This window comes from Micromonospora sp. CV4 (assembly GCF_003667455.1).
In the GTDB taxonomy this organism is placed as follows: Bacteria; Actinomycetota; Actinomycetes; order Mycobacteriales; family Micromonosporaceae; genus Micromonospora.
Map to the genome: position 1 here is coordinate 1 of NZ_RCVI01000266.1, position 11,702 is coordinate 11,702.

Below are 11,702 nucleotides of genomic sequence, written 5' to 3' on the forward strand. Positions count from 1 at the left end.
TGGCCCGGCTGCGCGCCGCGCACGCCGACCTGCTCGCCGGCTGACCCGGTGGTGGGCCGCCCGCCCGCCACGGCGACCTGCGTCATCCACTGACGGCAGCCGCGCCGAGGGCCGGGGTCAGCCGGTGGCCGGGTAGGCGTGCGTCTCGCTCGCCTTGACCGCCACCCAGATCCGCTGGCCGGGGATCAGCCGCAGTTGCGCGGCGGCGGCCGGGGTGACGTCCGCGGCCACCCCGATCGGCCCGTCCACCTGCACCCGCACGTTGTCCCCGTGGCGCTGAACGCCGGTCACGGTGCCCGCCCAGGTGTTGCGCGGGCTGCCCTCCGGTCGGCTCGGGTGCAGGGCCACCGCGGCCGGGCGGAACGCGACGAACGCCTCGCCGTCCAGGCGTTCGGCGACGGTGAGGGTCAGCTCCGGCGCGACCCGCACGCCGTGGTCCTCGGCCCGCCCCCGATAGAGGTTCAGCCCCACCAGTCGGGCCACGTAGTCGGTGCGCGGGCGGGCCGTGACACTCGGGCCGTCGCCCTCCTGCACCACCCGCCCACCCTCCACGATGACGAGGCGGTCGGCCAGCGCCAGCGCGTCCAGCGGGTCGTGGGTGACCAGCACCGTCGCCCCCGGGTGCGCGGACAGGTGGCGGTGCAGCTCCGCGCGGGTGTCCAGCCGGGTCCGCGCGTCCAGCGCGGCGAGCGGCTCGTCCAGCAGCAACAGCGACGGCGCGACAGCCAGCGCGCGGGCCAGCGCCACCCGCTGCGCCTGCCCCCCGGAAAGCTGCCGGGGCCGGCGGTGCGCGTGCCCGGCCAGCCCCACCCGGCCGAGCCAGTCCCGGGCCGTGGCCCGGGCCGCCCGCCGGTCGACGCCGTGCCGGCGCGGCCCGAAGGCCACGTTGTCCAGCGCGCTCAGGTGCGGAAAGAGCAGGTAGTCCTGGAAGACCACGCCGATCGGTCGTCGTTCGGTGGGCACCCAGCCCCGGCTCGCCGGCCGGTCCAGGTCGACGCCGCCGAGCGTGACGTGCCCGGAGGTGAGCGGATGCAGCCCGGCCAGCGCGCGCAGCGCGGTGGTCTTGCCGGCGCCGTTCGGCCCGAGCAGCGCGACCACCTCGCCGGGCGCGACCCGCAGCGGCACATCCAGCCGGAACGCGCCCCGGTCGACGACGAGCCGGGCGTCGAGCAGCGCCGCGCTCACGGGCCCGCCATCCAGCGGTCCCGCAGTGTGACCAGGATGCCCACCGAGACGGCGAGCAACACCAGGCTGAGCACGATCGCCGACTCCAGGTCGGTCTCCAACGCCAGGTAGACGGCGAGCGGCATGGTCTGCGTACGGCCCGGATAGTTGCCGGCGAAGGTGATGGTGGCGCCGAACTCGCCGAGCGCCCGGGCCCAGCAGAGCACCGCGCCGGCGGCCAGCCCCGGTCCCACCAGCGGCAGCGTGACGTGGGTGAACGTGGTCCACCGGTCGGCGCCCAGCGTCGCGGCGGCCTCCTCGTAGCGGTGGTCGGCGGCGCGCAGCGCACCCTCCACGGCGATGACCAGGAACGGCATGGCGACGAACGACTCGGCGAGCACGACACCCGCGGTCGTGAACGGCAGGGTGACGCCGAAAGTGGCGTCGAGCCACCCGCCGAGCAGCCCGCGCCGGCCGAAGACCAGCAGCAGCGCCACCCCGCCGACCACCGGCGGCAGCACCAACGGCACGGTGACCAGGGCGCGGACCAGCCGGCGGCCGGGGAACTCCACCCGGGCCAGCAGCCAGGCCAGCGGCACCCCGAGCAGCAGGCAGAGCACGGTGGCCAGGGTCGCGGTCTGCACGGACAGCCGCAGGGCGGTCAGCGCCCCCGGCTCGGTGAGCCGCTGCGGCAGCGTCGTCCACGGCGCCCGTACGACCAGCCCGGCCAGCGGCAGGACGAGGAAGAGCAGCCCCAACCCGGCCGGGATCAGCAGCGCCGCCGGCACCCGCCCGCGCCGTCGGGGTGCGGCGGTGTCGAGGACCCGGCTCACGGAGCCTGGAAACCCGCCTCGGCGAGCACCGCCTGCGCCGGCGCCGAGCGGACGTACGCGACGAAGGCCCGCGCTCCGGCCTGGTTCGGCGCGTCCTTCAGCGCCACGATCGGGTAGTCGTTGACCGCCCGCGCCGACTCGGGGAACTCGACGCCGGTCACGTCCGCCGTCGCCGCGCGGGCGTCGGTGCGGTAGACCAGAGCGGCGTCGACCTCGCCGAGCTTCACCTTGGACAGCGCGCCCTTGACGTCCTGCTCCAGGGTGACCGGCGTCAGCGCGACCCCGGCCGCGTCCAGCGCGGACCGGGCCGCCGCGCCGCAGGGCACCTGCTCGGCGCAGAGCGCCACCTTCACGCCCGGCCGGGTCAGGTCGGCCAGCCCGGTCACGCCCTTCGGGTTGTCCCGGGGCACCGCGATCACCAACTGGTTGCGGGCGAAGATGCTCGGCGTGCCGTCGGCGTTGCCGGCCTCGGTCACCGTGGTCATGTTCCGGGGGGCGGCCGAGGCGAACACGTCCGCCGGGGCGCCCTGGTTGATCTGGTTGGCCAGGGCGGAGCTGCCCGCCAGGTTGAGGGTGACGGTGCTGCCCGGGTTCGCGGCCTCGAAGTCCCGGCCGATGCGGGTGAACGACTCGGTCAGCGAGGCGGCCGCGAAAACCGTCACCGTGCCGGTGACCCGGCCGTCCGCGCCGGCGGCCGGCGCCGGCTCGTCGCCCCCGCCGCACCCGGCCCCCGCCAGTGCGGCCACCGCAACCAGCGCGGCCACCGTCGTACGCGTCGCTCGCCGGTTCATCCGCCGGTCCTTCCCCTGGACGGGGTGGCGGGTGCGGCGCGCTCCACCACCACCGTGGTCGACTTGATCACCGCGACGGCCACCGAGCCGACCCGCAGGTCCAGCTCGTCGACCGCCTCCCGGCTCATCAGCGACACGATGCGGAACGAGCCCGCCTGGATGTCGACCTGGGCCATCACGGTGTCCTTGCGGACGTCGACGACGATGCCGCGCAGCCGGTTGCGGGCGGAGGAGAGCTCGGCGCCCGCGTCCGGGTCGGCCGCCTGGGCACGGGCGAAGGCGGCCAGATCGACGCCGTCGATGATCCGGTGGCCGTGCTCGTCGCGCCCGGCGGGCAGCCGCCCGGCGTCCACCCAGCGGCGCATCGTGTCGGCGCTCACGCCCAGCAGGTCGGCCGCCTCGCCGATCCGGAACATCGTCACCGGCTCACCCTAGCGTCCGCATTTGCGGGTAGGGAAGGCCGGATGGGGCCGCAGGTGCGTACGCCGAGGGTTTCTTGTGGCCGCAGGTGCGGCCCGCTACGCCGTGTCCACGCGATCGGGGTCACACCCGGCGGGGGTGGCCCTTGAGGTGTCGACCCAGCTCGCGGGCGATCTCACGGTTGGCGTCCCGCTCGGCCAGCGTCTGCCGTTTGTCGTACGAGCGCTTGCCCCGGGCCAGGGCCAGCTCGACCTTGGCCCAGCCGTTGTCGAAGTACATCGACAGGGGCACCAGGGTCACCCCGCCCTCGCGGAGCTTTTCGAGGATGCGGTCGATCTCGGCCCGGCGCAGCAGCAGCTTGCGCGTACGCCGGGGGGTGTGGTTGGTCCAGCTGCCGTAGCCGTACTCGGCGATGTGCAGGCCGTACAGCATGAGTTCGCCGTCGCGCTCGTGGGCGAACGCGTCCGCCAGCGACGCCCGCCCCTCGCGTAGCGACTTCACCTCGGTGCCGACCAGCACGATGCCCGCCTCGTAGGTGCGGAGCACGGTGTACTCGTGCCGGGCCTTCTTGTTCGAGGCGATGAGCCGGCGTTCGGGCTGCCTGGACGCGGTCACCCGACGACGATATCCGGCCGCCGGATCAGCCGGGCCGCCGCCGGTCCCCGCGCAGCCGGTCGACCAGCTCCTGTTCCGCGGCCACGAACGCCTCGTCCGACTCGCAGGGCCAGTGCCCGAGGATCGGCGGCGGCACGCTGTCGTACGGCGGCGGCACCACGCCGTGCGGGTCGACCAACCGGCGGTCCACCGTCGCCTCCGGCCCCGTCAGCGTCGCGTGGTCGCCGGGGCGGTGCGGAGCGAAGATCCAACCGCCGATGGGGTCGGTCTCCCGCCACAGGTTCACCCAGCGCCAGCCGACCCGCTCGCCGATCTCGCGCAGCACCTCGTCGTCGACGTACGCGGGAAACAGTTGCGAGTACAACCGTTGCAGCGGCGTCCCGTAGGTCAGCAGGGCGACCCGGTCGGTGACCCGGGGCGGCAGTTGCAGCACCGTGGCGGCGAGCAGCACCGAGCCGTGGCTGTGCCCGGCCAGCAGCACCGCCTCGCCCCGCTCGACCAGGTAGGTGATCCGCCGGGTCAGCTCCGGTACGGCCCGCTCGGCGTAGCAGGGTGGGGCGAAGGGGTGCGTCGCCCGGGGCCAGAAGGTCCCCAGGTCCCAGAGCACGCCCACGTACCGGCGGAACTGCGCCGTCCGGTACGCGAAGATGCCCCCGATCACCAGGCCGAGCACGATCGCGGCGATCGCGTAGCTACCCATCCCGATCAGGAAGTTGACCAGATCGGCGGGCACCCTGACGTAGCGCTGGATCACGTCACCGGGATAGAGCTGGAGCAGGCCGAGCAAGCTGGTGGCCAGGCCGGCCGCGGCCAACGCCGCGTAGACCACGGTCAGCGGCGGCAGCCGCTCGGTGAACCGGGCCCGGGCCACGGCCTGCTCGATCTGGCGAAGTCGCTGCGCCGCCTCCGGCGGCGCGTGCGGGAAGTCGGCGGCCACGATCGCGGCCGCGGACCGCCTCCGCTCGCGACGGGTCAGCACCGTGCCCACGCCGCCGACCAGCACGGCGGTCAGCACCGCGATGAAGAACCCGAAGATCGCCCACTTGTACGCCAGTGGCGGGCTGGTGGCCAGTCGGTCCGCGGTCTCGCCGTCGCGGTCCAGCAGGTCCGACACCCGGTAGACCAGCTCGGCGGAGAACGCCACGGCGAGGCCGGCGCCCACCGTGACGAAGGCCGGCGCGCCCAGCGCGCGCAGCGGCGAACTCCCCGGCGGCCCTCCCCGTCGCCAGATGACCAACGTGGCCAGCACGACCAGCAGCGCGGTCTGGCTGACGAACAGCCAGGCCACGGTGGCGCCGTACCCGGGCAGCTCACGCCCCTGTGGCCACGGCTGCGGACTGATGATCGTGTGCACGATCACCAGGATGGTCAGGCCGCAGGCGATCGTACGCAGTCCACGGGTTAGCCCGTCGATCCGTGCCGACGGGCCGGGATGGTCGAGGCTGCGCACCGTGGTGAGCAGGACCAGGCAGACGAGCAGCACCGCGCCGGTGGCCATCACCAGCACCAGCATCACCGGGGACGCCCCCTCACTGTCCCGGGCGGCCAGCAGGCTGCCGTCCAGGGTGGCGAACGCGGCGGCGACGTGCACCGAGCGCAGCCTGCTCACCAGCGGTGTGCCGTCCCACTGGCCGACACCGCTCAACCGGTGCTCGGAGGCGGCGGCGGGATCCCGGGTCCGGAACGCGTCGAACGAGTGGCTGGGGCGCGCTCCCAGCCACCAGACGACGCCGAGTGCGGCGACCGGCACCAGCGCCAGCACGCCGAGGCGCAACCCGGGCGGGCGTCCGCCGAGCCAGGACAGCCAGCTCCGCCCGGTCATGCAGGACGGGGTGCCCATGCAGCGCCAGGCGATCAGGTCCAACGCCACCCCGACGATGGAGAGCACGTAGAGCATGGTGAGGGTGAGCGCCAGCACCCGGCACAGCGCGACGATGCCGTGCTTCGAGGCGTGGCCCGCCGGGCGCATCCAGAGCGCAACGTTGCAGAGCATGAACGGCAGCAGGAACACCAGCGACAGCGTCCGCACGGCCGTGCCGGACGGCAGGTCGCTCCACCGATACGCCTCCAGCATGATCCCGCCGGTGCCGTTGGCGTCCGGATAGGCCTCACGCGGGCGGTAGAACCCGCCGCTGCGGTCCCCGGCGACCTGGTGGACGTGCGGCCGGTCCAGCACCTGGTCGGCTCCCGCCCCGGAGACGCCGTGCACCCGCAGCTCCACGATCCGGTCCGACGCCGGGCCGGTCGTCGACGCGTCCGCCATGGGCCCCCCGAGGTGTGCGCGGCTGCCGGCCGGGTCGTCGGTGTGCGGCCACCCGGCTTACCCGCCCCGCGCTCGGCCAACCCTGTGTCGTCCGCCCGGCCCCCGCGCCCTGCGGCGGACCTTCGGCAGGTGGTTTCATGGGCGCCATGGCAAATCCGGTGATCCTGACCGTCGACGACGACCCCGTGGTGTCCCGGGCGGTGGCCCGGGACATCCGTCGCCGTTACGGCGAGCGCTACCGGGTGCTGCGGGCCGCCTCGGGGCCGGAGGCGCTGGACGCGCTGCGGGAGGTCAAGCTCCGCGGCGAGCAGGTGGCGCTGCTGCTGGCCGACCACCGGATGCCGGAGATGACCGGCGTCGAGTTCCTGGAGGCCGCGATGGACATCTTCCCGGCCGCTCGCCGGGTGCTGCTCACCGCGTACGCGGACACCGACGCCGCGATCGAGGCGATCAACGTGGTCGACCTGGACCACTACCTGCTCAAGCCCTGGCACCCGCCGGAGGAGAAGCTGTACCCGGTGGTGGACGGCCTGCTGGAGGCGTGGGCGGTCACGCCCGACGCGGCGAGCACCGAGATCCGGGTCGTCGGGCACCGCTGGTCGGCGCCGTCGTTCAAGGTCCGCGACTTCCTGGCGCGCAACCTGGTGCCGTACCGCTGGTTGCTGGCCGACGACCCGGAGGGCGCCCGGCTGCTCGACGCCGCCGGCGCCACCGAGGCGGACGTGCCGCTGGTGGTGACCGCCGAGGGCAAGGCTCTGATCGCTCCGAGCGAGGCCGAACTGGCCGGGCTGGCCGGGCTGACCGTGGTGCCGGCCTCCGACTTCTACGACCTGGTGGTGATCGGCGGCGGCCCCGCCGGCCTGGGCTCCGCGGTGTACGGCGCCTCGGAGGGCCTGCGCACCGTGCTGGTCGAGCGGCGGGCGACCGGCGGGCAGGCCGGGCAGAGCAGCCGGATCGAGAATTACCTGGGCTTTCCGGACGGCGTCTCCGGCGCGCAGCTCACCGACCGGGCTCGGCGGCAGGCGGTGAAGTTCGGCGCCGAACTGCTCAGCGCCCGGGAGGTGGTCGGTCTGAGCGAGGCCGGCGGCGCCCGGCTGCTGCGCTTCGGCGACGGTACCGAGATCGCCGCGCACACGGTCGTGCTGGCCACCGGGGTCTCCTACCGGGTGCTCGACGCCCCCGGGCTGGCGGACTTCACCGGCCGGGGAGTGTTCTACGGCTCCACCGCCACCGAGGCGCCGAGCTGCGTCGACCAGGACGTCTACATCGTCGGCGGGGCCAACTCGGCCGGCCAGGCCGCCGTGCACTTCTCCCGGTACGCGGCCCGGGTGCACCTGCTGATCCGGGGCGCCGACCTGACCGCCTCGATGTCGCGATACCTGATCGACCAGCTGGAGCGCATCGACAAGATCAGCGTGCACCCGCACACCGCGGTGGTCGGCGGCGCCGGGCAGGACCACCTGCAACGACTCACCCTGTGCGACACCCGCACCGGGGAGGCCCGCTCGGTCGACACGTCCTGGCTGTTCATCTTCATCGGCGCCGAGCCGCGGACCGACTGGCTGGACGGGGTGCTGGTCCGCGACGGGCGCGGCTTCATCGTGACCGGTCCGGATCTGATCACCGGTGGTCGCCGCCCGCCCGGCTGGTCGCTGTCGCGCGACCCGTACCACCTGGAGACCAGCCTGCCAGGGGTGTTCGCCGCCGGTGACGTACGGGCCGAGTCGGTCAAGCGGGTCGCCTCCGCCGTCGGCGAGGGGGCCATGGCCGTGTCGCTCGTGCACCGTTACCTGGAGGCCCAGTAGTGAGCGCGAGGAGTGAGCCGGGTCTGCGAGCCCCGCAGTCGCGAACCAAGGAGGCCCAATGACCAGCGCGTCGGATCGGCTGACGTCCGCGCAGTTGCGCACCCTGTTCCTGTTCGAGGCGCTCGACGACGGGCAGCTCGACTGGCTGGCCGAGCACGGCCGGGTGGAGCAGCGCGCGGGTGGCACCCTGGTGTACGGCGAGGGCGAGGCCGCCACCTGCTTCTTCGTGTTGCTGCGGGGCGCGGTGGCGTTGAGCCGGCAGGTGCGCGGCGACGACGTCGAGGTGAGCCGGACCGACCAGCGCGGCGTGTACGGCGGCGCCGTGCAGGCGTACCTGGGAGACCAGGTCGAGCAGGTCTACCGCAACAGTCTGCGGGCGGTGACCGACTCCGACTTCTTCGTGCTGCCGGCGGAGGATTTCGCGCACGCCCTGCGGTCCTGGTTCCCGATGCCGATGCACCTGTTGGAGGGCCTGTTCTTCGGCATGCGGGACAGCCAGACCATCGTCGGTGAACGGGAGCGGCTGCTGGCGCTCGGCTCGCTCTCGGCGGGGCTGACCCATGAGCTGAACAACCCGGCCGGGGCGGCGGTGCGGGCCACCTCGGTGCTGCGTGACCGGGTCGCCGGGATGCGGCACAAGCTGGCGATGATCGCCGACGGCCGGCTGGACGGCCGGGCGCTGCACGGCCTGGTCGCGTTGCAGGAGGAGGCCGTGGCCCGGGTGGCCACCGCGCCGAAGCTCACCCCGATGGCCACCGCCGACGCCGAGGACGCGCTCACCGACTGGCTGGAGGAGCACGGGGTGGGCGGCGCCTGGGACCTGGCGCCCATTCTGGTGGGCGGTGGGCTCGACGTGGCCTGGCTGGGGCAGGTGAAGGCGGCGGTCGGCCCGGCGGACCTGGAGGCGGCGGTGCGCTGGCTCACGTACACCGTCGACACCGAGCTGCTGATGCGCGAGATCGACGAGGCGGTGACCCGGATCTCCGGACTGGTCGGCGCCGCCAAGCAGTACTCCCAGTTGGACCGCGCGCCGCACCGGGTGGTGGACGTGCACGACCTGCTCGACGCCACGCTGGTGATGTTCAAGGGCAAGATTCCCGCCGAGGTCAAGCTGATCCGCGAGTACGACCGCAGCCTCCCGCCAATCCCCGCGTACGCCGCCGAGCTGAACCAGGTGTGGACCAACCTGATCGACAACGCGCTGGGCGCGATGGGGGAGAAGGGCGTGCTGACCATCCGCACCGGACGGGTCGGCGACCTGCTGGCGGTGGAGATCACCGACACCGGTCCCGGCATTCCGCCCGAGGTGCGCCCGCGCATCTTCGAGCCGTTCTTCACCACCAAGCCGGTGGGGGCGGGCACCGGGCTGGGGCTGGACATCTCGTACCGGATCGTGGTGCACAAGCACCACGGCGACATCCGGGTGGAGACCGAGCCCGGGCGGACGACCTTCCGGGTGCTGCTGCCGGTCAGCGAGGGCAGGCCACCGTCCTGACCTGGCCGACTCGGGATCGTCCGGTCGGTGACGACACGCCATTGGCACACCCGTGCGACGCGCCGGTCACCTGAAGACACCGGACGGTTGCGGGCAGTAGTGTCGGGCGGGCGTTCGTGATCCCGCCGCACCCGAGGAGGGTCCGTGGAGTCGATGGCCCGCCAGCGCACCGCCGGGAAGGACGACGATCAGCCGCGCGACCCTCCGATGCTGCCGGAGCTGGAGGACGCCGTCTGGATGCACCATGCCAGGGAGTTCGCCCACACCAGCTTCTGGGCGGTGGCCCGCCGGCTGCCCCGGCTGGTGCGCGAGGCGGTCGCGCTGGCCTGGGCCACCAGCCGGCGGGACACCGTCGCCTCGATCGGCCTGAACGTCGCCGCCGGGGTGATGACCACGTTCGGCCTGCTCGCCACGACCAGCGTGCTGCGCGAGCTGTTCGCCGCCGGTCCCACCCCGGACCGGATCCGCTCGGCCCTGCCGGCGCTGATCGTGGCAGCGGCGGCGGTGTCGGCGCGCGGCGGCCTGACGATCGCGGCCGGCTGGGCGCAGGCACGGTTGACCCCGCAGATCAACTACCAGGTCGAGCTGCGGCTGTTCGAGGCGACCACGGCCGTGGACCTGGCCGCGTTCGACGACCCCGGGTTCGCCGAGGAGATGGACCGGGTGCGGGACCGGGGGATGGGCGAGGCGGCGTACATCGTCGACCACACCGTCAACCTGGTCACCGGCGTCGTGGGCATGCTCGCCACCGCGGTCGCGGTGACGGTCATCGAGCCGTTGCTGCTGCCGTTCCTGCTGCTCGCGGCCGTGCCGCAGGCGGTCACCGCGGTCCGGATGGCCCGCCGGGAGTACCTGGCCATGCTGGCCCGGATCACCCGGCGACGTCGGATGTGGATGCTCGCCCATCTGATGGCCAACCGACGCACCGCCGCGGAGGTCCGCGCCTACCAGATGCGCGACTTCCTGCTGGCCGAGTACCGGGCGGTGATGGCCGTCGAGACCCGGGCCCAGTTGCGGCTGGTCCGTTCGCAGACCGGCACCCGCGTGGTGGGCGCGTCCGTCGCGGGGTTGGCCACCTTCGGGTTGTACGCGGTCCTCGGCGGCCTCCTGCTGAACGGGATGGTCGCCCTCGCCGCCGCGGCGACCGCCATGCTCGCCCTCCAGTCGGCACGGACCAGCCTGGGCGTGGCGGTCGTCGCCACCAACTCGCTGTACGAGGACGCCCTCTACTACCAGGACTACCGGGACTTTCTCGACCGCGCCCACACCCGCGTGCCGATCGGCGGCGACCGCGCGGCCGACGGAGTCGACGTGATCGAGGTGGACGAGGTGAGCCTGCGCTACCCGGACACCGACGCGCCGGCGGTCGACCGGGTCAGCCTGACCGTCCGGCGGGGCGAGGTGATCGCGTTGGTCGGCGAGAACGGCTCCGGCAAGACCACCCTGGCCAAACTGATCGCGGGGCTCTACCGGCCGACCGGCGGGGTGATCCGCTGGGACGGCGTCGACGTCGCCGAACTGGACCCGCGTACCGCCGGCGCGCAGGTGGCCGTCATGACGCAGGAGTACTGGAAGTTCCCGTTCACCGCCGGGCAGAACATCCGGGTCGGTCGGCACGACCGCCCGCCGGACCGTCCCGGCCCCAGTGTGCAGGAGGCGGCCGCGTCGGCTGCCGCCCACGACATGATCGTCGGCCTGCCGCACGGCTACGACACCCTGCTCGACCGGGAGTTCAAGGACGGCCACGAACTGTCCGGCGGGCAGTGGCAGCGCCTGGTCGCCGCTCGGGGCCTCTACCGGGACGCCGCCCTGCTGATCTGTGACGAGCCGTCGGCCGCCCTGGACGCCCGCGCCGAACACGCCCTGTTCCAGCATCTGCGCCGCCGACCGGACCGGGCGGTCGTCCTGATCACCCACCGGCTGGCCAACGTCCGGCACGCCGACCGGATCTTCGTCATGGACCGGGGTCGGCTCGTCCAGCATGGCAGTCACGACGAGCTGATGGCGGCCGGCGGTCTCTACCGGGAGCTCTTCGGCCTCCAGGCCGCCGGCTACCTGGCCGGCACCGACGACGCCCTACCGCGCTGACCACCGACCCGCCACGCCCTGCGCCACGCCGCCCGCCCGCCGTGACCCGCTCGCCGTGACCCTAGGGACCAAGATCGCGCTGGATCCTGGTTGTAGTGGCCTCCGGCGCTGACGATGCCACTACATCCATGGTGCAGCGCGATCTTGCGCGGCGCAGCGCAGCGCGGGGCGGGTGGCGCAGCGCGGCCGGCGCGGAACGGCGCGGCGTGACGGATGCGGGGGCAGGGC

At 73.7% G+C, this 11,702-nt stretch carries 9 protein-coding genes; 3 read left to right on the plus strand and 6 right to left on the minus strand.

Annotation, left to right across the window (positions count from 1 at the left end; genetic code table 11):
* Positions 1-117: 117 nt before the first annotated feature.
* The 6 genes from EAD98_RS16315 to EAD98_RS16340 form a co-directional block, all read right to left on the minus strand.
* On the minus strand, positions 118-1,185 hold the full coding sequence (locus tag EAD98_RS16315; RefSeq protein ID WP_121654924.1) for an ABC transporter ATP-binding protein: 1,068 nt from the start codon (positions 1,183-1,185) through the stop codon (positions 118-120).
* Entirely contained in the window at positions 1,182-1,997 is an 816-nt protein-coding gene (locus EAD98_RS16320) for an ABC transporter permease (protein WP_121654925.1), read from the minus strand. The genes EAD98_RS16315 and EAD98_RS16320 overlap by 4 nt, the downstream gene beginning before the upstream one ends.
* Positions 1,994-2,788, minus strand: a complete 795-nt coding sequence (modA, locus tag EAD98_RS16325; protein WP_121654926.1) for a molybdate ABC transporter substrate-binding protein — start codon at positions 2,786-2,788, stop codon at positions 1,994-1,996. Before modA ends, EAD98_RS16320 begins: the two co-directional genes overlap by 4 nt.
* Positions 2,785-3,210, minus strand: a complete 426-nt coding sequence (locus EAD98_RS16330; protein ID WP_121654927.1) for a molybdopterin-binding protein — start codon at positions 3,208-3,210, stop codon at positions 2,785-2,787. Before EAD98_RS16330 ends, modA begins: the two co-directional genes overlap by 4 nt.
* A gap of 121 nt (positions 3,211-3,331) precedes the next feature.
* Positions 3,332-3,823 (minus strand): SsrA-binding protein SmpB, encoded by a 492-nt coding sequence (smpB, locus tag EAD98_RS16335; RefSeq protein WP_121654928.1) that lies wholly within the window; start codon positions 3,821-3,823, stop codon positions 3,332-3,334.
* A 25-nt stretch (positions 3,824-3,848) separates the two neighbouring features.
* On the minus strand, positions 3,849-6,086 hold the full coding sequence (locus tag EAD98_RS16340) for a hypothetical protein (RefSeq protein WP_121654929.1): 2,238 nt from the start codon (positions 6,084-6,086) through the stop codon (positions 3,849-3,851).
* Positions 6,087-6,223: 137 nt separating this feature from the next.
* On the opposite strand from EAD98_RS16340, the gene EAD98_RS16345 reads away from it, so the two are divergent.
* The 3 genes from EAD98_RS16345 to EAD98_RS16355 all read left to right on the plus strand — a co-directional run bounded on the left by EAD98_RS16345 (position 6,224) and on the right by EAD98_RS16355 (position 11,474).
* Complete coding sequence (locus tag EAD98_RS16345; protein ID WP_233583849.1) at positions 6,224-7,891, plus strand: FAD-dependent oxidoreductase; 1,668 nt, start codon at positions 6,224-6,226, stop codon at positions 7,889-7,891.
* A 58-nt stretch (positions 7,892-7,949) separates the two neighbouring features.
* On the plus strand, positions 7,950-9,386 hold the full coding sequence (locus EAD98_RS16350) for an ATP-binding protein (protein WP_121654930.1): 1,437 nt from the start codon (positions 7,950-7,952) through the stop codon (positions 9,384-9,386).
* A gap of 153 nt (positions 9,387-9,539) precedes the next feature.
* Positions 9,540-11,474 carry an ABC transporter ATP-binding protein gene (locus EAD98_RS16355; RefSeq protein ID WP_233583851.1) on the plus strand — a complete coding sequence of 645 codons (1,935 nt, stop codon included), beginning with the start codon at positions 9,540-9,542 and terminating at the stop codon, positions 11,472-11,474.
* The last annotated feature ends 228 nt before the right edge of the window (positions 11,475-11,702 follow it).